Below are 21,601 nucleotides of genomic sequence, written 5' to 3' on the forward strand. Positions count from 1 at the left end.
CCGGCCATCTATTCCACCCCCTACACGGCGGCCGCCAGGCCCCTCACCAGCCAGCCGTGGGCGGCCCCGAGCGTGACCGGGTCGCCGGTCACCTCGGCGGCCAGCCGCCAGTAGCGGTCGATCTCCGGCTCGGCCTGCGCGACCAGGCGGTCGTACAGCGCCCGCCGGAACTCCGGGGTGTCGCTCCCGCCGCGCACCTCCGCGTGCGCCATGACCAGCCGGTCGAGCGCCGGCCCCGGCCCCGGCGGCTCCCCGGCCAGGAAGCCCGGCGCCGCCATGGCGCACGCCTCGTCGATCCCGGTCAGCAGCGCGGACTCGTCGGCGATGTGCGGGGCGTTGGCCTTGGCGCGCTCGTGCAGGCGCCGGCGCAGCGCCCGGTCGGCGGTCAGGACGACCAGCTCGGCGTACGCGACGACCTGCCCGGGGGCCGGCTCGGCGGGCGGCTCCGGCACCACCCCCGCCACGAGGGCGTCCATCATCGCGGGCGGCATCGGCGCCACGGCCAGGTCCCGCCACAGCGACGCGACCGCCTCGTACGCCGCCCGCCCGCCGCCCTCGACCACGGCCAGCAAGCCCAGCCGCGCGGCCCGCTCGGCCGGAGCGGCCTCCTCGACGGCCCGCAGCGACGCCCGCCGCCACGCCAGCCCGGCCATCTCCAGATCCAGCGCCGCGCGCTCGGCCGCGATCGTCTCGTCCAGCGCCCGCTCGCCGGTCAGCACCCCGACGATCGCGGGCAGGCCCAGCCCCAGCGCGCGCAGCCGCCGCACCAGCCGCAGCCGCTCCACCGCGCCCCGGTCGAAGCGCCGGTGCCCGCCCGTGCTGCGCCGGGCCTCCAGAACGCCCTCGTCGCAGTAGAAGCGGACGGTCCGCACCGGAACGCCCGCCAGCCGCGCCAACTCCCCGATCCCGATCGTGTCGTCGCCCACGGCCACTTGAACCTCCACCCGACTGGAACTCCTACGGTACGGCCAGCGACGGAACAGCGACCTCTGGAGGCGATCATGAAGACGTCGACACCGCCGGTGGAGCGGCTCGCGGCCGGGCTGCGGGAGCAGACCGCCGCCCTCGCGGCCGCCGTGGACGGCGCCGACCCCGCCGGCCGGGTGCCCACCTGCCCGGAGTGGACGATCACGGACCTGGTGGTGCACGTCGGCGCCGCGCACCGCTGGACGCGCGACCTGGTCGAGGCCCGCGCGGCGGGCCCCGAGTCGCTCGTCCCGCCCGCCACGGACGTGGAACCCGCGGACTGGGCGTCCTGGCTGAACGAGGGCGCCGACCGGATGGCCGAGGCAGGCGTGCGCGAGGCCGGCACGGAGGTGTGGACCTTCCTCGGGCCGCGCCCGGCCGCCTTCTGGGTGCGCCGCATGCTGCACGACACCGCCGTCCATCACGCGGATGCCGCGCTGGCGCTGGGACGCCCGTTCGCGCTCGCGGACGATCTCGCCGCCGACGCGCTCGGCGAGGGCCTGGAACTGCTGGCCTGGCCGGGCGCGCAGCAGGCGCGGCCCGCCCTGGCCGGGCTGCGCGGCGACGGGCAGACGCTGCGGCTCCAGCCTCGGGACGGCGACGGCTGGCTGATCACCCGAACCCCCGAGGGCATCGCCTGGGAGCGGGACGGGGGCGGCCCGGCCGTGCAGGAAGGCGACGTCGTCCTGGGTCGCCGACCTGCTGCTGGTCTTCACGCGCAGGATCCCGCCGGAGGACCCGCGCGTCCAGGTGAAGGGCGACGCGGGACTGCTCGCCCACTGGCTCGAGCGCACCGCGTTCTGAGTCAAGGGACCCCAAAACGGCGGCGGGATTCCATTCCGGGATAATGGGATCCCGTCGGCCTCCTGGAAAGGGACCGCAACGTGATCATCGCCCACGCGCTCGTGACCACCGGTTCGGATTTCCAGGCCCCCGACAGCGGAATCTTCGAATGGGGGCCGCTGTTCCCGGACGGGCCGCCGTGGCTGCGCTGGCTGACCAAGCCCGTGCTGCTGGTGGGCCTCGCGGCGGTGCTCGTCATCGGCTTCTTCCGGGCCGCGTTCCGCCGTCCGGCCCTCGTCCCGGGGACCTTCCAGAGCCTGGGCGAGCTGGCCTACCTGTTCGTGCGGGACCAGATCGCCAGGCCGACGATCGGCAAGGACGGCGACCGCTTCATGCCGTTCCTGGTCTCGGTCTTCTTCTTCGTCCTCGCCATGAACCTGATGGGCACGGTGCCCGTCCTGCAGTTCACGGCCACCTCGCATTTCGCGATCCCGCTGCTGCTCGCCCTCGCGGTCTACGGCCTCTACCTGTACCTGAGCGTGCGCACGCAGGGCCTGACCGGCTATCTGAAGAACGTGATGTTCCCGCCCGGCCAGCCGTGGTGGGTGTACCTCATCCTCGCCCCGATCGAGCTGCTGCAGCACCTGGTGCTGCGCCCGGCCACGCACTCGATCCGGCTGTTCGCGAACATGTTCGCCGGGCACCTGCTGCTGGCGTTCTTCGCCTCGGTGGCGTACTGGTTCCTGATCGAGAAGCTCACCCTCGCCGGCGTCGGGGTGGGCCTGCTCGGGCTGGTGATGACCGTCGTCCTCACCGCGTTCGAGATCTTCGTGCAGGCTCTGCAGGCGTATATCTTCACGCTGCTGGCCGCGTCGTACATCGACGGCGCGCTGCATCCGGATCACTGAGCCCGGCGGCGGGAAACGGAGCGTGCCGATGGCGGCGGACGGCGCCGGTTCGTGGCGGCTGATGTGGAGCCCGGTACCGCGCCGGGACGGGCTGCGCGCCTTCACCCGGATCGAGGAGGACCGCGCCGGGTCGCATCCGGGCGTCCCGCACATCAGGGCGCTCGGGACCATGTACCGGTTCGACATCCATTACCCCGGCGATGTGGACACCTATCCCGACCGGCAGCGCCAGGAGGTCAAGGACATGCGCGTCGACGGCCGCGAACGGCGCGCCGCCGAGGGCGAGACCTGGCGGTTCGGGTGGTCGTGGTACCTGCCCGCCGCGCTGCGCGCCACCACGAGCTTCACCCACGTGCACCAGCTGTTCGCCTCCGGGCCGGGCGGCGGGCCGCTGATGATGATCTCGCTGCGCCGCCGCCAGGGCCGCGACCTGCTGGAGCTGAACGCCCACCACGCCGGGGTGGTCGTCGGCGCCACCGACCTGCGGCCGCTGCGCAGCCGCTGGATCGGCGTCGACCTGGAGGTCGGCTTCGCGCGCGGCGACGGCGGGCGGGTCCGCTGGCGCGTCACCACCGAGGACGCCACCGCGGTCGAGGTGGAGCGCGACGGCCTGGACACCTGGCTGGGCACGCAGGGCATCTCCCCCAAGTGGGGCATCTACCGGTCGCTGAAGGACACCGCGCGGCTGAACGACGCGCACCTGCTCCTCAAGGACCTCCGCGCCCACCTCCGCACCTGACCTGAACGAATATGACTAGCCTCCACGTATGGTCACAGACGGCACCGTTCCGCCCGCCGAGCCGCCCGACCGGCTCACCGATCCCCGGGAGCTGCTGGACGGCTACCTCGACTACTACCGGGACGCGCTGCTGCGCAAGCTCGACGGCCTGACCGACGAGCAGCTCCGCACCGCGCCGCTGCCGTCCGGATGGACGCCGCTGGAGCTCTTCAAGCACCTGACCCACGTCGAGATCCGCTGGCTGCAGTGGGGGTTCCAGGGCGAGCCGGTGGAACGGCCGTGGGGCGACCGCGGGCCGGACGGAGCCTGGCACGTCGACGGCGACGAGACCTTCGCGGACCTGCGCGCCGCGTTCCTGAGCACGTGCGAGCGGTCGCGGGAGATCGTCGCGGCGGCCGACCTGGGCGGGTTCGCCCGCCCCGGGCCGCGGTTCGACGACCCGGAGCGGCCCGCGTCGCTGATCTGGATCCTGTTCCACCTGCTCCAGGAGTACGCCCGCCACCTCGGGCACCTGGACGCCGCGCGCGAGCTCATCGACGGCGGCGTGGGCGAGTGAGCCCGCCCTCCGGACGGGTCAGGCGCGCTGGGAGAACCAGGCGGCGATCTGCGTGCGGGAGGTGAACGCCAGCTTCGACAGGATGTGCTCGACGTGCGAGTCGACCGTCCGCTTGGCGATGACGAGCCGTCCCGCGATCTCCCGGTTCGTCAGTCCCTCGGTGACCAGCGCGGCGATCTCCAGCTCGCGGGGCGTCAGGGGGGCGTCCCCGTTCCGCGGCGCGGGCACCGCGACCGGCGCCGCGGGGACGGGCGGCGCCTCCGGGGCGGCCGGCTCGCCCAGGGCCTCGGCGACCGCGGCCTCGAACGGCAGCGCCACCCCGCCGTCGTAGGCCTTCCGGAACGCCTCCTCGCCGATCAGCTCCTCGCCGCGCCGCCAGTACGCCTCCCGCAGCAGCCGGTGCTTGAGCCCGAACAGCGACACCCCGGTGAACCGGAGCGCCGCGTCGCCCGCGCCGAACACCCGCGCGGCCGGCTCGACCTCGCCGAGCGCGACGAGCGCCGCGCCGATGACGTCGAAGGCCAGCCCGACACCGAGCCGGTCGCCGAGATCGAGCTTGATCCGTAGCGCGGGGCGCAGGTCGTCCAGGCCCCGCTCGGGGTCGCCGGCCACCACCAGCGCCAGCCCGCGCACGCACAGCCCGTACGAACGGCACCACAGCTCGCCGGCGGCCTCGGCGGCGGCGACGACCTCGGTGGCGTCCCGGACCGCGCCGTCGATGTCGCCGGCCAGGGCCTTGGCCGCCGCGAGGAACACGTCGCTGAGCGGGGCCAGCACGTCGTCGTTGCCCGCGAGCCGGTGCAGGTCGCGGGCCTCGCCGAGCAGCCGGCCCGCGTCCTCCATCCGGTCGAGGCCGAGCGCCGCGACGCCCTGCACCTCGCGGACGTAGGCCAGCCCGCGCACGTCGTCGCCGGACGCGCGGGCCCGCGCCTCGGCCTGGTCGACCAGCTCCCGGCCCTGCGCGAGGTCGTCCTGGACGACGGCCAGCAGCCCGAACAGCGCGAGGAGCTCGGCGGACTCGCGGATCCGCAGCGCGGTCAGGTCGCGGGAGGCGAACACCCGGGTGCCCCAGTAGCGCGCCTCGCCGATGAGGCCCTGGAGCGCCAGGATCCGGCCCAGGCCGAGGAAGGCGCGCGCGATGTCCTCGTCACCGGCCGCCCGCAGGCCGTGCTCCATCGCGGCCCGCACGTTGGCCTGCTCGCGGCGGAACCACTCCAGCCAGCGCGGCTGGGCCTCGGTGCCCAGTTCCGCGGCGGCCCGCCGGATCGCCCCGCTGAAGCGCTCGAACGCCCGGCCGCGGACCGCCTCGTCCTGGCCCAGCAGCTCCAGCATCTCGGCGCCGTACTCGCGCAGCGTGTCGAGCATCCGGTAGCGGGCGGCGCCGTCGGCGTCCACCCGCAGCACGATCGACTGGGCGACCAGCCCGGCCAGCAGCTCGACGATCTCCTCGGCGGGCAGCTCGCCGCCGGCGCAGATGTGCTCGGCGTCCTCCAGGTCGAAGGCGCCGGCGAACACCGACAGCCGCGCCCACAGCAGCCGCTCGCCGGGCGAGCACAGCTCGTGGCTCCAGTCGATGGCCGCGCGCAGCGTCTGGTGCCTGGGCATGCTGGTGCGGCGGCCGCGCAGCCGCAGGATCCGCCGGTCCAGCCGCGCCACCACCTGCTCGATCGACAGCGCGCGCAGCTGCACCGCGGTCAGCTCGATCGCCAGCGGGATGCCGTCGAGGCGGTGGCACAGCAGCGCCACGGCGCCGACGTTGCGCTCGGTGATCGTCCAGCCGGACACCACGGCCGCCGCCCGCTCGGCGAACAGCGTCATGGAGTCGCAGGACGCGGCGAGCGGGACCGGCTCGGCGTCGGCCGCCGGCTCGTCCGGCACGGCCAGCGGCGCCACCATCAGCGTGTACTCGCCGGTGATGTCGAGCGGCTGGCGGCTGGTGGTCAGCACGCGCAGCCCGGAGGCGTTCTGCAGCAGCACCTCGGCCAGCATCGCGCAGCCGTCGATCAGGTGCTCGCAGGTGTCGAGGACCAGCAGCATCCGCCGCTCGCCGAGGTAGTGGACGAGCGCGTCCAGCGCGGCGGCGGGCGCCTGGTCGGGCAGCCCGAACGCCTCCCCCACCGCCTGCGCCAGCAGGCTGGACTCGCGCAGCCCGGACAGGTCGACGAAGCACACGCCGTCCTCGAACGAGGCGGCGAGCCGGTTGGCGGCGCGGATCGCCAGGCGGGTCTTGCCGACGCCGCCGGGGCCCATCAGCGTCACCAGGCGGCACTGCCCGAACAGCCGTCCGATCTCCGCCAGCTCGTCGCGGCGGCCGATGAAGCTCGTCAGCTCGGCCGGCAGCCGGCCCGAACGTTGCTCCGATGTGGTTAGCGACACCGCCGCCTCTGCTCGCCTCCCGCCGGCCCGGGCCGACGCTTCTTGGGGACGTCAGGCAGCATCGTACCCAGAGCCGAACGTATCGCAACCATTCCATTACGCGACGGCGTAAGGGCTCCAGTCAGGGAAACGGGACGGGAACGGGCTCGTCACGGACCCTCCATGACACTTGCCGGTCGGGGACATCTCCGTACGAGCACATAAGAACGCCTTATGGGCGCTCTTAGGATGGGGCCATGGCCGCCACCCATCGCGTGCCCGATCTGGGCGCCCTTGAGTTGCTGCTGGCGGTGGTGCGGCTGGGCAGCGTCGGCAAGGCGGCGGCCGAGCTCGGCGTCACCCAGCCCGCCGCCAGCGCCCGGATCCGGTCGATGGAACGGCAGATCGGCGTGGCGCTGTTCGAACGGTCCCCGCGCGGGTCCCGTCCCACCCGGGCGGGGGCCCTGGTCGCCGAGTGGGCCCAGCAGGTGCTGGACGCGGCCCGGGCGATGGACGCCGGGATCGCCGCCCTTCAGGAGCGGCAGGACGCGCGGTTGCGGGTGGTGGCGAGCCTCACCGTCGCCGAGTACCTCATGCCCGGATGGCTCGTCGCCTTGCACGAGGCGCGCCCCGGTACGGCGGTGACGCTGCGCGCGGCCAGTTCCACGGAAGTGGCCGAGCACGTCAGGGCCGGCAAGGCCGACCTGGGGTTCGTGGAGGGCGCCCGTACGCCGGCCGGTCTCAGCGGCACGGTGGTCGCCTCCGACCGGCTCGTCGTGGTGGTCGCCCCCAGGCATGCCTGGGCGCGCCGCCGTGACGGTGTGACGGCCGAGGAGCTGGCGGGCACGCCTCTGATCCTGCGAGACAGGGGTTCGGGCACCCGGGAGGTGCTCGACAGGGCGCTGTCCTCGTTCGGGGGCACCGCTCCCCCGCTGCTCCAGCTCGCCTCCACCACGGCCCTCAAGGCGGCGGCGGTGTCGGGCGCGGGCCCGGTCGTGGTGAGCGAGCTCGCCGTGGCGGACGAGCTGTCGGGCGGGCGGCTGGTCGCGGTCCCCGTCCGGGACCTGGATCTGGGCCGTCCGCTGCGCGCGGTCTGGCCGTCCGGGCAGCACCCGGCCGGGCCCGCCCGCCACCTGCTGGGCCTCACCCGGCAGTCACGCGCGTGACGGTCGCGGCCTCGGGGGCGGTCAGGTCTCGTCGAGCGCGCCGGCGGGCGCGTCCAGCACCGCCTGGACCTCCAGCTGGATGGCGATGGTGTCGCCCAGCATGACCTTGTCGCCCTGCAGCGGGACGTTGAACTCGATGCCGAAGTCGCGGCGGCTCAGCGAGGCGGTCGCGGTGAATCCGGCGCGGGTGCCGCCCCACGGGTCCCCCTCGACGCCGTGGAACTCCACCAGGAGCCGCACCGGGCGGGTGACGCCGCGGATCGTGAGGTCGCCGTCCAGGTGGTAGCGGGGGTGGCGGGCCCGCCGGCCGATTGTGGCACGTTCCACACCCGTGCCGACGAAGGTCATCGCCGGGTGGTGCTCCACGTCCAGGAAGTCCGCCGACCGGACGTGCGCGTCCCGCTCGGCGTTGCGGGTGTCGATCGACGCCATCGAGATCTCCGCGCGGGCGGAGGACGCCGGCAGGTCCTCCGCGACCCGGATCTCCCCCTCGAACCCGGTGAAGGAGCCGCGGACGGTGGTCATCAGATGCCGCACGGTGAAGGTGATCTCCGAATGCGCCGGATCGATGCTCCAACGGCCGGCGGCGAGGTCCGGTGCCGCAGTGGTCACTGTACTGATCCCCCCAGATCAAATTCGCTCAAGAGGTCAGAATGTACCCGAAAGACCCAAAAGGGGACGTGACCCGGTCCCTCGAACCGGGAACGATGCGGACATGATCGGAGAGCACGTCCTGGCCGGCTACACCACCGGCCCCGGCGCCCGCGAGGCCCTCGCCCTGGCCCGCGGGATCGCCGCGCTCAGCGGCGGGCGGCTCACCGTGGCCACCGTCCACCCGCCCGGCCGCCCGGCCGCCGCCGGCGAGGCCCTCACCCTCCTGGAGCAGGCCGCCGCCGAGGCCCCCGAGGCCGAGACCGCCGTCCAGGAGAGCCGCGGCGTCGGCCGCGGCCTGTCGGTCCTGGCCAGCCGGATCGGCGCCGACCTCATCGTCGTCGGCTCCACCGAGGGCGGGGCGCGCGGCCGCATCGCCGTCGGCTCCACGGCCGACAACCTGCTGCACTCCGCCCCCGAGGCCGTCATGATCGCCCCGGCCGGGCACGAGCCGGCCGAGCGGCCGGGCCGGATCACCGTCGCCTACGTGCGCCGCCCCCAGTGCGACGAGGCCGTGGTCCGCGCCGCGCTGGTCGCCGCGCGCCTGGAGGTCCCGCTGCGGCTGCTCACCCTGGCCGTGGGGGACGACTCGCGGCACCGCCTCCGCGACGACCTGGCGCTGGCCGTGCGGCTGGCCGCCGAGACCTCCGGCCTGGAGGCCGAGGCCGAGCTCGCCGAGGGCGACGACGTCGCGGACGCCGTGGCCCGCACCGGCTGGTCCGAGGGCGAGCTGCTGGTCTGCGCGAGCAGCGAGGACGCCTCCGCCCACCGGGTGTTCCTGGGCGAGATGGCCCTCAAGGTGCTGCGCGCGGCCCCCTGCCCGGTCACCGTCCTCCCGCGTGGCTACTCCTAATAGTCCGAATTGACCGTTTCTCGGGAACCGCTTGCCGCCCCGTCTTTACCTCGGCTACATTCCGTCGATATCGGAACGTGACCTTGGGACGGGTCGCGGGCCGACCGGGGACGGGCGCCGCCCGCACCAGGAACGGGGAGGCGCCATGGACACCATCGGGCAGAAGCTGCTCGAGATCGCCAAGGACAATCTCGGCTATACCGAGAAAGGCGACGGTTACACCAAGTTCGGCAACTGGTGGACCGAGAAAATGGACGCCGACCACAATCCGTACTTCAAGACCGCGCCCTGGTGCGACATGTTCCTCGCCTGGGCCGCCGACCAGGCCGGGGTCGCCGACCAGGCCGGCCAGTTCGCCGCCACCGTCGACCACGCCAAGTGGTTCAAGAAGCACGACGCCTGGGGCACCGAGCCCGTCCCCGGCGCCCTGGTCTTCTACGACTGGAACGGCTCCGACGACATCGACCGGATCGATCACGTCGGCCTCGTCGAGAAGGTCGACGGCAAGACCCTGCACACCATCGAGGCCAACGCCGACGGCTACAAGCTCATGCGCAAGACCCGCGACATGGACTCGGTCGTCGGCTTCGGCTATCCCGGCAAGGTCAAGACGGAGAAGTACGTCCCCAAGCACGCCGCCCCGGCCCCCAAGGTCGAGTCCCTCACCGGTCCCGGGACGCAGACCGGCAAGACCGAGACCACCGAGCCGGCGGCCTCCGTCCCCGACCTCCCGTCCCAGGAGGTCCTCCTCACGGGCGTCCTGGCGTTCGTCCTGTGCGGCACCGTCGCCCTGGCCGCCGGCCGCGCCGCCGCCGCCAAGGCCCCCACCAACTCGCCCATCCGCGTCCGCAAGCGGGGCAAGCACCACCGCGTGCCCGTCGAGCTGCCCGCCGACCTCACCCCGGCCGACCTCGACGCCGCCGACGCCGGCACCACCGTGATGCCCGCCCTCTCCCTGGCCGCCGCCCACGAAGCCGAGGACCGCGAGTTCTGGGGCCGGATCGCCCATCTGGAAGAGGACGCCGAGCTCGCCTTCTGGAACTCCCTCCACTCCGACGCCGCCCTCTCCGACGCCCCTGCCGAGGAAAGCAAGTACGCAAGCACTCCAACCTTCCGCTAGAGTTAACCGTGCGAGCCCAGGGGAAAACCCCCCGGGAGCACACGCGGACGTGGCTCAGTTGGTAGAGCATCACCTTGCCAAGGTGAGGGTCGCGGGTTCGAATCCCGTCGTCCGCTCTGAGGAGGCCTTGACGCCCAGCGAAGCCGACGGCCTCGCTCGGTGGAGTGGCCGAGAGGCGAGGCAACGGCCTGCAAAGCCGTGTACACGGGTTCAAATCCCGTCTCCACCTCACTTCACCCCCCTCGTTCCAAGGGCGATTAGCTCAGTGGGAGAGCGCTACCTTGACACGGTAGAGGCCACTGGTTCAATCCCAGTATCGCCCACTCGATCCCTGGGCCCAGTGTGGTCGGAGGCTGCGCCTCCTTCCCCACTGGGCTCTCGTCGTGTTGACCCAGGGGGCGACCCCCTGGAACCCCCGACGCGGTCGCTCCGCTCCCACCTGCACGTGGTACGGAAGCTCGATCCCTGGGCCCAGTGCAGCCGGGGACTGCACCTCCCTCCCCACCGGGCTCTCGTCATATCGCCCCAGGGGGCGACCCCCTGGAACCCCCGACGCGGTCGCTCCGCTCCCACCGGCACGTGGTCCGGAGGCTCGATCCCTGACCCATGGTCAGAGGCTGCGCCTCCGGCAACGCCACGGTCGCCGGCCACCCGGCCGCAAAGCCGCTGACAAGCACATCGGCAACATCTTCGCCAAGCTCGGGCGCCGCTGACGACCACGGTGCGCCCGGCCGTTCTGGACGCGTGTTTGTCAGGTGGGCGGGCTTCCCGGCGCTCGGTCGCGAGCCGGAGGGCGCCTGACGGCTGTGTGATCCAGATCACTTTCGCGTCGTCGAGCGTACCCCGTCCACCGCGCTGACCTGCATGGATGTGATCGGCGTCACCGGGGGTGGGCGCTGCGGCCGGGGGCGGGGAGCGGGTGCCATTCTTGCCGGAATTTCGGCGTCATGGGAAAATTTGGTCAATCGATTGACCAACCCGAGGAGGGTCCCCTTGAAAAGACGGCGCCCATGAGGCGAAGCGGGATCGCGATACTCGCCGCCGCCGCGCTTTCCACGACGCTCGCCGCCGTTCCGGCGGTCGCCGCGGAACCCCATTCCGGCGGCACCACGGCTTGGCGGAACGGCGCACTCCGCGTCGACACCGGCGGAGTCGTCTCACGTTCTGACTTGGTCCTGGAAAAACCGTCGTGGCAGGCGTACCAAAGCATGCCCGCGGGCAACGGAACGCTCGGCGCCGCGGTCTGGGCCGAGGACGGTTTCAGCGCGCAGCTCAATCGCGCCGACACCTTTCCCAACCTGAAGTCGGCCGGGCGGCTGACCGTCCCCGGGCTGTTCCCGCTGATGCGGGCGTCCGACTACCGGGGGCGGCTGCGCCTGCACGACGCCGACCTCGTCCAGCAGGGCGGCGGCATGTCGGCCCGCAGCTACGTGCGCGCGGACAAGGACCAGTTCGTCCTGGAGGTCACCGGCGCGGACCCGAACGTCACGCAGACCGCGGAGCTGCGGCTCTGGGACGGACGCACCCCCACCGCCCACGCCGCCAAGGGCACCGCGGCGCTCGCCGAGACCTTCACCGACGAGGAGTCCAAGGGCAGGACGGGCGCGGTCGCCGCGGTCACCGCGCTGGGCCGGGACGTCAAGGCCGAGGTCGTCGACGCCCGCACCGTCCGGGTGAGCTTCAAGCCGCGGCCGGACGGCGGGTTCCGCATCGTCACCGGCGTCCCCTCCTACACCGGCGGTGACCTGGGCAAGGCGGCCCGCACGGCACTGGCCGGGTCCGGGGGCTCCGGGATCGACCGGGCGCACCGGACGTGGTGGCACCGGTTCTGGGCGGGCGCGGCGCCGATGCGGATCACCTCGGCGGACGGCTCCGGCGAGTACATGGAGAACCTGCGCGCGCAGCAGCTCTACATGACCGCGGCCACGATGCGCGGCCCCGTCCCCAGCAGCCATGGCGGCGTGATCAACATGTTCTCGCCGTGGAAGGACGCGGTGCACTGGTCCGCCGACCACTGGTGGCACTTCAACCTGCGGCAGCCCGTCTACACCAACTTCGGCGCGGACACCGAGGAGTTCAACACCCCGTACTTCCGGCTGTACCTCGACCGGCTCGAGGAGATGCGGGCGTGGACCCGCGCCCACTGGAAGGGCTCCGAGGGCGTGTGCGTGGCCGAGTTCCTGCGCTACACCGGCACGGCCGAGGCCTGCGACAGCACCAGGCCGCCCGACTGGCTGAACCGGATCGTCACGACCGGGCCCGAGGTGGTCTACAACCTCTGGCTGCAGTACCGGTACACGGGGGACCGTTCCATCCTGGACGAGTCCTATCCCCTCATGCGGGACGTGACGCGCTTCTACCTGTCGATCCTCGAGGAGGGCGACGACGGGAAGCTGCACCTGCACAACGTGAACGCGCTGGAGACCCAGTGGGACACCTCCGACCCCGCCCCCGACCTGGCGGCCATGCGGGTGATCTTCCCGATCGTGGCCGGGCTGGCGGACGGGCGGGGCGACCGGACGCTGGCGCGCGACCTGCGCGCGACGCTGCCGAAGATCCCGGACTTCCGCACGGTCACCCGCAACGGCGAGCAGGTGATCGCGTGGTCGGGCACCGACGAGCAGGGCCGCAACACCCAGAACCCCGACACCGAGGTGCTGTTCCCCTGGGGCGTGTACGGCCAGGACTCGGCGCTCATGCAGTCCACGTTCCGCAACCGCGTCTACGTCCAGACCCGGGAGTGGTCGGAGGACGCGCTGCAGGCGGCCCGGCTGGGCCGCGGCGAGGACGTGAAGAACCTGCTCATCCAGGGCACCAAGGACTTCCAGGTCTTCCCGAGCGGGTTCACCGCGCACGGGAAGAACGCCGACGCGCTGCGGGAGAGCAACTACTACAACGGCTGGGGCGCGGTGGTGTCGTCGGCCGTGCAGGAGTCGCTCGTCCAGTCCTACGAGGGCGTGGTGCGGGTCGCGTCGGCCTGGCCGAAGGGCTGGGACGTGGCCGGTTCGGTGCAGGTCCAGGGCGGGCACCGGGTCAGCGCGGAGGTGAAGGGCGGTGAGACCGGCGTGGTCGGCGTCCAGGCGGCGCGCGACGACGACCTCCGGATCCAGAACCCGTGGCCGGGGCGGAAGGTGCGGGTCGCGGACGGCGTCAGCGGCAGGCCGCTGGCCGGTCCGACCGACGCCGGGGTGATCCCGCTGCGCGTCAAGAAGGGCCACTCCTACCTGGTGGAGCGGGTCGACCGCCCGGTCTCCTCGTTCCGGTTCCAGGGCGTCACCGGGGAGCCGGCGACGGAGGTCCGGCACCTGGGCAACCGGACGCTGGGCGTCGAGACGAGCGTGCCGCAGATCCCGGGCGAGCTCGTGAGCGTGGTGGCCCCGGACAAGCTGCGCCCGCTGGTGCGCGCGGAGCAGGGCGCGACGACGCACGTCGACCGCCATTACGTGATCTCGGAGCTGCCCGCGGAACTGAACGGTGCGGAACTGATCCGCGGTGCCAACAACGATTCCAAAATGACCTCGCCCGCCGGCTACCTGACCTTCGACCTGAAGGCGCCGGCGACCGTCCACGTCGCTTTCGACGCACGCGGCAAAGGCACCTGGTGGCCCGGATGGCTGGAAAAGGACGGCTTCACGGAAACGGGCGCGACCGTCAAGACGACCGACACCACGTTCGTCATCCTCAAGAAGGACTTCCCGGCCGGGCGCGTCACCCTCGGACCTAATTCCGGGGTTTCGGGGCAGGGCAGCTCGAGCTATTTCACGATGGTCGGGAGGCGATAGCCGGAAATGACGGAGCGGCCGCGGCACCCGGAAGACGACCAGTTCGATCGGGTCGCGGACGACCTCCTCGACGGGGTGGTCGGCCGGCACCGACAGCAGCAGCTCGGTGGCGCGGGCGCCCAGCGCCTGCAGCGGCATCCGCACCGTGGTCAGCGGCGGGACGAGGTGCTCGGCCAGCGGCAGGTCGTGCACCGCGACGACCGACACCTCCCCCGGCACCTCCAGCCCGTGCGCCTGGAGCGCGCTCAGCACCCCGATCGCCGAGGTGACGTTGGCGACGAACACGGCGGTCGGCCTCTCGGGCCCCTCCAGGAGCCGGTGGACGGCCTGGGCGCCGCCGCCCGGCCCGTAGTCGCCCTGGACGATCAGCCGCGGGTCCTCCTCCAGGCCGCCCGCGCGCAGCGCCGCCGCGTAGCCCTCGCGGCGGCGGAACGCGGTGTCGGCGCCGGCCGGGCCGCCGACGTGGGCGATGCGGCGGTGCCCGAGCTCCAGCAGGTGCTCGACGGCCATCCGGGCGGCGAGCCCGTCGTCCAGGATGACGTGCCGGCCGGAGGTGCGGCCGCGCCGGTTGACGAACAGCCACGGCAGGCCGCGGTCGGCCAGCATGGCCTGCTCCTCGTCGGTGATCGCGCCCCCGGCCAGCAGCAGCCCGTCCACGCGGCCGGGGCCGAGCAGGTCGAGGTAGCCGCGGGCGCCGCCGCCGGCGGTGGAGGAGCCGACCATCAGCGCGCAGTCGCGGGTGGCCGCGGCGGCCTCCGCCCCGGTGATGATCTCGGCGTAGACGGGGTTGGCGAAGTCGGGGATGAACAGGCCGACCGTGCCCGTCCGGGCGGTGCGCAGGCTGCGCGCCGCCGCGTTGGGCCGGTAGTCCAGCTCCTTGAGCGCCGCGTGCACCCGGGCGCGGGTCTCGTCACGGATGTTGAGCCGCGGGTCGCCGTTGACGACGCGCGAGACCACGGCCTTGTCGACCCCGGCCCTGCGCGCGACGTCGGCGAGCGTCACCCGGCGGGTGCGCCGGACGCCATCCTCGGTGGACCGGGTCACAGTGGCCGAGCCTCGCCGCTTTCGATGGAGTCGTACAGAGCCTGGACGAGGGCCAGCGTACCGAGATTGTCGCGCGCCGACGTGGGAGACGGCTCGTCCTCGGCGATCCAGCGCAGCAGCGCCGCCATGGGCCCGGCGAACGCGCCGGGGATCCAGCGCTCGGTCACCGGGTAGGGGGCCCATCCGTCGGTGGGCGCCACGGCGCTGCTGACCTCCAGGGTGTCGGGGCGGCCGTGCGGGTAGTCGTACAGCAGCCCCAGCGTGCCGCGGATCGCGCCCTTGTCGCCGTCGATCCGGAACTCCGCGCGCTGGTCGCCGGTGCGGTTCTCGTGGTTGACGTGCAGCACCGCGCGGGCGCCGCCGCCGAACAGCAGGGTGCTGATCGTGCGGGTCTCCCCCGCCGCGGCCTGCCCGGGGGTGCGGGACGCGGCGGCGAACACGCGCACCGGGTCGCCGAGAATGGAGCGGACCGCGTCCAGGTAGTGGATCGAGTGGTACATGATCTCCAGCCGGTCCGAGCGCATCAGCCACCCCCAGCCGCTCCAGTCGGTGCTGATGTCGACGGTGAACGACATGGCGGTGGGGGTGCCGATCCAGCCGGCGCGCACCATGGCCCGCGCCGCGGCGATCCCCTCGTCCCAGCGCAGCTGCTGGTTGACGGCGACGCGGCGGCCGGCCTTCTCGGCGAGGTCGGCGATCTCGCGGGCCTCGTCCATCTCGGGGGCCAGCGGCTTCTGGCACAGCAGGTGCCGGCCCGCGTCGAGGGCGGCGCGGGCGACCGCGGACTGCGCGGTCGGGACGACCGCGATGTCGACGACCTCCACCGCCTCGTCGGCGAGCAGTTCGTCGAGCGAGGCGTAGACGCGCTCGACGCCGTGCCGGGCGGCGACCTCCCGCGCCCGGTCCTGGTCGAGGTCGAAGAGGCCGCGGACGGGCAGGCCGTGCGCGCGGTAGGCGGGCAGGTGCGCGACGTCGACGATCGCGCCCGCGCCGACGACGGCGATCGGGCGGCGGTGGTGCTCGGGCACCGTGATCCGCGCCTGGTCGGCGATCGGGGTGAACAGCTCAAGCATGGGTCGGGCCTCGTTCGGGCTTCTCGTGCGGTTCGGGGATGCGGTACACGTCGATCGCGGTGCCGCCGAGGAGGCGGGCGCGGTCGGCGGGGGTGAGCGCGAGGCCGTCGAGGAGCCCGGCGGTCTCGTCCCACACCTTGCGGTAGCCGCCGGCCAGGACGGAGATCGGCCAGTCGCCGCCGAACATCAGGCGGTCCGCGCCGAAGAGCTCCAGCGCGTGCTCGACGTAGGGGCGCAGGTCGGCCGCCGTCCAGGTCTCCCAGTCGGCGGCCGTGTTCAGGCCGGACACCTTGGACGACACGTTGGGGAAGGCGGCGGCGTCGGCCAGCAGGTCGGCCCACGGCCGCCGGCCCCGCTCCTTGATGGGCGGCTTGGCCAGGTGGTCGATCACCAGCCGCAGCCCGGGGTGGCGTTCGGCGAGCACCGGCACGTGCTCCAGATGGCGCGGCCGCACCGCGACGACGTCGAAGGTGAGGCCGCGCTCGGCCAGCGCGTCCAGGCCGTCGCGCAGCTCGGGGCGCAGCAGCCAGTCGGGGTCGGGCTCGTCGTGGATCAGGTGCCGGACGCCGGCGTAGCGGGGATCGCGGCGGTAGCGGTCGAGGGCGCGCGCGGCCTCGTCCGGGCGCAGCAGCGGCACCCATCCCACCACGGCGCGCACGCGCGGCCACCGGTCGGCGACCTCCAGCATGTAGTCGGTGTCCTCGTAGGAGTCGGCCGACTGGACGAGCACCGTCCCGTCGACCCCGCACGCGTCCAGGTGGGGCTGGAGGTCGGGCTCCTCGAACGTCCGGTGGATCGGGCCCTGGTCGGGGGTCAGCCACGGGTAGGCGACCCGGTCCAGGTTCCAGAAGTGCTGGTGGGCGTCGATGATCGGCGTGCGCGCCGTCGCGGTCATGTCGCCTGCTCCTCTCCTCCGGCGCCGCTCTGCTCGCGCAGGTTCCAGACCTTGGACAGCGCGCCGGTCCGCTCGTCGGCGCCCGGCTCGAAGCCTTCGACGAACGCGGCCATGTGCCGCTGCCAGGCATGGTCGGCGGGGTCGCCGGCCAGGACGTCCAGGGCGCGGGCGAAGTCGTCGGCGTCGACCAGGTGGAACAGGTGGCGGCCGCTGCGCCAGATCGTCCAGTCGCGGACGCCCGCGCGCAGCAGCGCCTCCAGCAGGTCGCCGGGGACCGTCGCGTGCTCCCGGTCGTAGTCCTCCTCCCGCCCCTCGCGCAGGACGCTGTGCAGGGCGATCCTCATCCGGCCCTCCCCTCGCGCGGGGGCGGCTGGACGAGTTCCAGCGTGATCTCGTCGGGGTCGAGGAAGTAGCAGGCCGCGCCGCCGGCGTTGACCCCGGCCGTGATCCGGTTGGGCGGGGAGACGAACCGGACGCCCAGGCCGGTGAGCCGGGCGTGCTCGGCGTCGATGTCGTCCACCGCGAACGCCATGTGGGCGGCGCCGGGGTGGTGGCGGGCGGGGTCCTGGCGCTCGCCGCGCGGGACGACGTACTCCACCAGTTCCAGGTCGTGCGTGCTCACCCGCGCCGGATCCCGCCTCGGGACGGCGAGCTGGGCGACCCGCAGGCGCGCGTCGGGGTAGCCGACCAGCGCCCGCGTGTACTCGTTGTCCTGGTCCTGGACGTGCACCAGCTCCATGCCCAGCACGTCGCGGTAGAACGCGACCGAGCGGTCGAGGTCGGCGACGTGGAAGCTGAAGTGCCAGACGGCGGTGAGCATGCCCTCACCCCTCCTTGCGCTCGGCGGCCGTGGACGCCACCACCTTCTCAGGCGGCGGCTCCTTTTCCTTTCCCGGCGGGCCCTGCCCGCCCGGTGGTCCCTGCTCGCCCGGTGGTCCCGAGGCGGCGGGCGTCTCGGCCTCCCGGATGCGCCGGGTCTGGCGGCGCCGCAGCGACACCGTGTAGACGCCGGCGGCGACGATCAGGACCACGCCCTCGACCAGGCCCTGCCAGTTCGCGCCCAGGTTGAGGATGTTGAAGCCGTTCTTCAGCGTGGTCAGGATCAGCGCGCCCACCAGCGACTTGGACACGCTGCCGAGCCCGCCGAACAGCGAGGTCCCGCCGAGGATGGCGGCGGCCAGCGCGGTGAGCTCGAACCCCGACAGCCCGGTCGGGTTGATCGAGCCGAGCCGGGCGGCGTAGAGCACGCCGATGAACGAGGCGGCCGTGCCGTTGAGCACGAACGCCACCACGCGGTACCGGTCGACGGCGATGCCCGACAGCCGGGCGGCCTCGGCGTTGCCGCCGCTGGCGTACAGCCGCCGCCCGATCGTGGTGTAGCGCAGCACCCAGGCCGCCACGACCGCCAGCACCAGCAGGTACAGGGTGCGCTGGGTGATCCGGATCGTGAAGATCAGGAGAGGCGAGGCCGCGACCAGCGCGATCCCGGCCGCCAGCGGCACCAGCGCCCGCGGCGCCTTCCAGTTCCGCGTCCGGGCCGCCCGCCAGGCGCCCGCGGCCAGCAGGACGAGCCCGGCCAGCAGGTACAGGTTCGGAGTGATCCACGATCCGCCGTCGATGGCGCGCAGCCCCTCGCGCGCCGCGCCGTCGGGGGCGGTCACGGTGCGGCCGTCGGTGACGATCAGCACGAGCCCGCGCACGGCGGTCATGGTGCCGAGCGTGACGATGAAGGCGTTGATGCCGACGTACTGCACCACCACGCCGTTGAACAGCCCCACCAGCGCGCCGGAGCCCAGGGCGAGGGCCAGCGCGGGCCAGAACCCGATCGCGTCGGACAGGCTCAGGCACACCGCGGCGCCGAGCGCGGCGACCGCGCCCACCGACAGGTCGAAGTTCCCGCTGATCAGCACGATCGTCGTGGTGATCGCCAGGATGCCGATCAGCGTCGTCTGGTCGAGGATGTTCGCGACGTTGGTCGGCCCCAGGTAGGACACCCGTCCCTGGGCCTGCCCGGCGAAGGTCAGGACCATGACGAGCAGGGCGAAGGCGTAGACGACGCCCGCGTTGCCCAGCCGCAGCGCGGCCGGGAGCCGCCACCGGCCCGGGGTGGCTTCAGCGCTCATGGCGCACCTCTTCTTCCTGTTCCGTTCTCGGCTCCGCCCGCAGGCCGTGGGCCAGCATGAGCAGTTCCTCCTCGCCGGTGTCCGCCGCGCGCCGCTCGGCGACGATCCGCCCGCCCCGGACGACCAGCACCCGGGTGGCCACCGACAGCAGCTCCTCGAACTCCGAGCACACGATGACGACCGCCCTGCCCTGCGCGGCGAAGCGGCGGACCAGCTTCAGCAGGTCGGCCTTGGCGCCGACGTCCACGCCCGCGGTCGGCTCGTCCAGCAGCCACACGCGCGGGTCGGCGTACATCCACTTGGCGAACACCACCTTCTGGGCGTTGCCGCCCGACAGCTCGCCGGGCACCGCGTCCACGCCGGCGGTGACGATGCCCAGGTCGGCGACCGCGCGCGCGGCCCGCTCCCGCTCGTCGGCGGTGCGCGGCACCAGCCGTCCCCGCGACAGCCGGGCCAGGTCGGGCAGGCTGACGTTCTGCCAGATCGGCAGGCCGCCGTGCAGCCCCTGGCCCGCGCGGTCCTCGGGCACGTAGGCGATGCCCGCCGCCACGGCGGCCCGCGCCGACCGGCCCACCGCGGCGCCGTTCACCCGGACCGCGCCCGTGGCGGACGGGTCGTCCCGGAAGACGGCCCGCATGATCTCCGACCGGCCCGCGCCCAGCAGCCCGGCGATGCCGACGATCTCGCCCGCGCGGACCTCGAAGGAGACGTCCCGCAGTCCCACCGACGACGACAGCCCGGCGACCTCCAGCACCACCGGCGCGTCCGGGTCGGGCTCGGCGCCGCCGGCGCGCTCGACGGCCAGCAGCTCGCGGCCGGTGACGGCGCGGACCAGCATGCCCTCGGTCACCTCGGCGGTGGCCTCGGCCAGCACGGTCGTGCCGTCCCGGACGACCGTCACCCGGTCGGTCAGCTCGAAGATCTCGTCGAAGAAGTGGGAGATGTACAGGAACGCGGTGCCCTGGGCCGACAGCCGGCGGACGGCGCCGAACACCACCTGCCGCTCCTGCTCCGACAGCGAGGCGGTCGGCTCGTCCATGATCACCAGCCGGGCGCCGGCCGCGAGGGCCTGCAGCACGCAGACCATCTGCCGGACGCCGATGGGCAGGTCGTCCACCACGGCGTCCGGGTCGACGGGGTAGCCGAGCCGGTCGACCAGCGCGGCGAACTCCTCCCGCAGCGCGGGCGGGGTCCGCCAGGCGCCGCGCCGGTCCAGGAAGACGTTCTCCAGGACGGTCAGCGTCGGCACCAGCGGGACGTGCTGGTGGATGGTCGCGATCCCGGCCTGCCGCGCCGCGCCGGGATCGCGCCAGCGCCGGTCGCGGCCCGCCCAGCGCAGGGTCCCGCCGGTCGGCGGATGCGTCCCCGAGATGATCTTGACCAGGGTGGACTTGCCCGCCCCGTTGGCGCCGATCAGCCCGTGCACGCTGCCGGGGCGCACCTCCAGGGAGACGCCGCGCAGCGCCCGCGTCCCGTTCGGGAACGTCTTGGTGACGCCGTCGAGGAGCAGCAGCGGCTCGTCCCCGTGGTGGCCTGCGCCGTTGTGGTCGGTGCCCGTCACCATTGCGGCTGGCAGTCGCCGACGTTGTCCTTGGTGATCGGCGGGGTCTCGTAGGTGACGAACTGCGCGTTGTACTTCTTGGTTCCGGTGAGCTGCTCGTGCAGCACCTGCATCGCGCGCTTGCCCAGGTCCTCGGGCTTGTAGCAGACGGTCCCGTACAGCTCGCCGGCCTTGACCGCGTCGGTGCCGAGCTTGGAGCCGCCGACCCCGATGACGACGGCGTCGGAGTTCGCCGCCTTGACGGCCTTGGCGCAGCCCACGCCCATGTCGTCGCTCTCGGCGTAGAAGAGCTTGATCTGGGGCTGGGCGGCCAGCATGTTCTGGCAGGCGGACTGGGCCTTGTCCGGCACCCAGTCGCCGGGCTGCCGGGCGACGACGTTGAAGTTCACGCCCGCCTGCTTGGCCGGGGCCAGGAAGTCGCGGAACCGCTGCTGGGTCTCGGCGAACCCGGCGGCGCCCTCCACGACCGCGATCGCGCCGCCCTTGGGCACGGCCTTGACCGCCAGCTCGCCGGCCTTGCGGCCCGCGCCGTACTCGTCCTGCGTGACCAGCGCGGCCAGGCCCGGGTAGACGTCGTTCAGCTGCCGGGTCTTGGGGTCGCCGACCTGGGACGCGACCGCCACCGTGGGGATGTCGGCGTTCTTGAGCTGGTCGGCCATGCCGGTGGCCACGCCCGAGTCGACCGGGAGCAGCAGCACCCCGTCCGGGCGCTGGCCCGCCAGGTCCTGGACGTCGCTGGACTGCTTCTCCGCCTTGCCCTGCGCGTCCACCTCGGTCACCTTGACGCCGAGCCGGGCGGCCTCGGCCTTGATGCCCTTGCTGATCGCGGCGGGGAAGGGGAAGCTCAGGCCGAGCGTGGAGATCCCGACCGTGAGGTCCTTCTTGCCCGCGGCCGCCGGCGTTCCGCCGCCCTCCTCCGCCTGCCCGCAACCCGACGCCAGGGCCACCGCCGCCAGCGCGGCCGCCACGGCCGCCACGACCTGTCTGCGTGCCATCGCGGCACCTCCGTTCTAACGATTGACTAAT

18 protein-coding genes, 3 tRNA genes and 1 pseudogene are annotated in these 21,601 nt (G+C 73.4%); 11 read left to right on the plus strand and 11 right to left on the minus strand.

The annotated features are described in order from the left end of the window. Window positions 1-20 precede the first annotated feature (20 nt). On the minus strand, window positions 21-944 hold the full coding sequence (locus tag ACFPZN_RS39995) for a MerR family transcriptional regulator (protein ID WP_378287789.1): 924 nt from the start codon (window positions 942-944) through the stop codon (window positions 21-23). A gap of 57 nt (window positions 945-1,001) precedes the next feature. On the opposite strand from ACFPZN_RS39995, the gene ACFPZN_RS40000 reads away from it, so the two are divergent. From ACFPZN_RS40000 to ACFPZN_RS40015, 4 genes are read left to right on the plus strand one after another with little or no spacing between them, the layout of a single operon-like run. Further along, window positions 1,002-1,814 carry a maleylpyruvate isomerase family mycothiol-dependent enzyme gene (locus ACFPZN_RS40000; protein ID WP_378287790.1) on the plus strand — a complete coding sequence of 271 codons (813 nt, stop codon included), beginning with the start codon at window positions 1,002-1,004 and terminating at the stop codon, window positions 1,812-1,814. Between the two features lie 36 nt (window positions 1,815-1,850). Beyond that, window positions 1,851-2,657 (plus strand): F0F1 ATP synthase subunit A, encoded by an 807-nt coding sequence (atpB, locus tag ACFPZN_RS40005; protein WP_378287791.1) that lies wholly within the window; start codon window positions 1,851-1,853, stop codon window positions 2,655-2,657. A gap of 28 nt (window positions 2,658-2,685) precedes the next feature. Continuing rightward, complete coding sequence (locus ACFPZN_RS40010) at window positions 2,686-3,396, plus strand: hypothetical protein (protein WP_378287792.1); 711 nt, start codon at window positions 2,686-2,688, stop codon at window positions 3,394-3,396. Between the two features lie 28 nt (window positions 3,397-3,424). Further along, the gene (locus ACFPZN_RS40015) at window positions 3,425-3,952 is read left to right on the plus strand and encodes a DinB family protein (protein WP_378287793.1); all 528 of its coding nucleotides are present in this window, start codon (window positions 3,425-3,427) and stop codon (window positions 3,950-3,952) included. A gap of 18 nt (window positions 3,953-3,970) precedes the next feature. On the opposite strand, the gene ACFPZN_RS40020 is transcribed toward ACFPZN_RS40015, so the two are convergent. Further along, window positions 3,971-6,328, minus strand: a complete 2,358-nt coding sequence (locus ACFPZN_RS40020) for a LuxR C-terminal-related transcriptional regulator (protein WP_378287794.1) — start codon at window positions 6,326-6,328, stop codon at window positions 3,971-3,973. A 236-nt stretch (window positions 6,329-6,564) separates the two neighbouring features. On the opposite strand from ACFPZN_RS40020, the gene ACFPZN_RS40025 reads away from it, so the two are divergent. Beyond that, a complete protein-coding gene (locus tag ACFPZN_RS40025; RefSeq protein ID WP_378287795.1) occupies window positions 6,565-7,473 on the plus strand; it encodes a LysR family transcriptional regulator in 909 nt (302 codons plus the stop codon). A gap of 21 nt (window positions 7,474-7,494) precedes the next feature. Here ACFPZN_RS40025 and ACFPZN_RS40030 read toward each other — a convergent pair whose 3' ends face one another. Beyond that, window positions 7,495-8,085, minus strand: coding sequence for a YceI family protein (locus ACFPZN_RS40030; RefSeq protein ID WP_378287796.1), 591 nt, complete (start codon window positions 8,083-8,085; stop codon window positions 7,495-7,497). Window positions 8,086-8,188: 103 nt separating this feature from the next. Here ACFPZN_RS40030 and ACFPZN_RS40035 point away from each other — a divergent pair, with 103 nt between their 5' ends. The 6 genes from ACFPZN_RS40035 to ACFPZN_RS40060 all read left to right on the plus strand — a co-directional run bounded on the left by ACFPZN_RS40035 (window position 8,189) and on the right by ACFPZN_RS40060 (window position 13,879). After that, entirely contained in the window at window positions 8,189-8,977 is a 789-nt protein-coding gene (locus ACFPZN_RS40035; protein WP_378287797.1) for a universal stress protein, read from the plus strand. Window positions 8,978-9,122: 145 nt separating this feature from the next. Further along, window positions 9,123-10,097: a CHAP domain-containing protein gene (locus ACFPZN_RS40040; protein WP_378287798.1), complete on the plus strand. Its 975-nt coding sequence runs from the start codon at window positions 9,123-9,125 to the stop codon at window positions 10,095-10,097. 43 nt (window positions 10,098-10,140) lie between these two features. Then, window positions 10,141-10,213 (plus strand) — tRNA-Gly (locus ACFPZN_RS40045). A gap of 42 nt (window positions 10,214-10,255) precedes the next feature. Further along, a tRNA-Cys gene (locus tag ACFPZN_RS40050) sits at window positions 10,256-10,326 on the plus strand. Between the two features lie 22 nt (window positions 10,327-10,348). Continuing rightward, a tRNA-Val gene (locus ACFPZN_RS40055) sits at window positions 10,349-10,420 on the plus strand. Between the two features lie 885 nt (window positions 10,421-11,305). Then, entirely contained in the window at window positions 11,306-13,879 is a 2,574-nt protein-coding gene (locus ACFPZN_RS40060; RefSeq protein WP_378287799.1) for a glycosyl hydrolase family 95 catalytic domain-containing protein, read from the plus strand. 96 nt (window positions 13,880-13,975) lie between these two features. On the opposite strand, the pseudogene ACFPZN_RS40065 reads toward ACFPZN_RS40060, so the two are convergent. From ACFPZN_RS40065 to ACFPZN_RS40100, 8 genes and pseudogenes are all read right to left on the minus strand, one after another. After that, window positions 13,976-14,923: pseudogene (locus ACFPZN_RS40065) on the minus strand (LacI family DNA-binding transcriptional regulator); the annotation flags it as partial. Continuing rightward, window positions 14,920-15,996: a Gfo/Idh/MocA family protein gene (locus ACFPZN_RS40070; RefSeq protein WP_378287800.1), complete on the minus strand. Its 1,077-nt coding sequence runs from the start codon at window positions 15,994-15,996 to the stop codon at window positions 14,920-14,922. The gene ACFPZN_RS40070 and the pseudogene ACFPZN_RS40065, both read right to left, overlap by 4 nt. After that, window positions 15,989-16,891 carry an amidohydrolase family protein gene (locus ACFPZN_RS40075; protein WP_378287801.1) on the minus strand — a complete coding sequence of 301 codons (903 nt, stop codon included), beginning with the start codon at window positions 16,889-16,891 and terminating at the stop codon, window positions 15,989-15,991. The genes ACFPZN_RS40070 and ACFPZN_RS40075 overlap by 8 nt, the downstream gene beginning before the upstream one ends. Then, window positions 16,888-17,235, minus strand: a complete 348-nt coding sequence (locus ACFPZN_RS40080; protein ID WP_378287802.1) for an L-rhamnose mutarotase — start codon at window positions 17,233-17,235, stop codon at window positions 16,888-16,890. The genes ACFPZN_RS40075 and ACFPZN_RS40080 overlap by 4 nt, the downstream gene beginning before the upstream one ends. Then, entirely contained in the window at window positions 17,232-17,711 is a 480-nt protein-coding gene (locus ACFPZN_RS40085) for a VOC family protein (protein ID WP_378287803.1), read from the minus strand. Before ACFPZN_RS40085 ends, ACFPZN_RS40080 begins: the two co-directional genes overlap by 4 nt. Before the next feature lie 4 nt (window positions 17,712-17,715). Continuing rightward, window positions 17,716-19,014: an ABC transporter permease gene (locus ACFPZN_RS40090; protein WP_378287804.1), complete on the minus strand. Its 1,299-nt coding sequence runs from the start codon at window positions 19,012-19,014 to the stop codon at window positions 17,716-17,718. Next, window positions 19,004-20,578 (minus strand): sugar ABC transporter ATP-binding protein, encoded by a 1,575-nt coding sequence (locus ACFPZN_RS40095; RefSeq protein ID WP_378287805.1) that lies wholly within the window; start codon window positions 20,576-20,578, stop codon window positions 19,004-19,006. The genes ACFPZN_RS40090 and ACFPZN_RS40095 overlap by 11 nt, the downstream gene beginning before the upstream one ends. After that, a complete protein-coding gene (locus ACFPZN_RS40100) occupies window positions 20,572-21,570 on the minus strand; it encodes a sugar ABC transporter substrate-binding protein (protein WP_378287806.1) in 999 nt (332 codons plus the stop codon). Before ACFPZN_RS40100 ends, ACFPZN_RS40095 begins: the two co-directional genes overlap by 7 nt. Window positions 21,571-21,601: the final 31 nt, after the last annotated feature.

Origin of the sequence: Actinomadura rugatobispora (assembly GCF_042656285.1) — a bacterium.
GTDB classification, from domain to species: Bacteria; Actinomycetota; Actinomycetes; order Streptosporangiales; family Streptosporangiaceae; genus Spirillospora; species Spirillospora rugatobispora.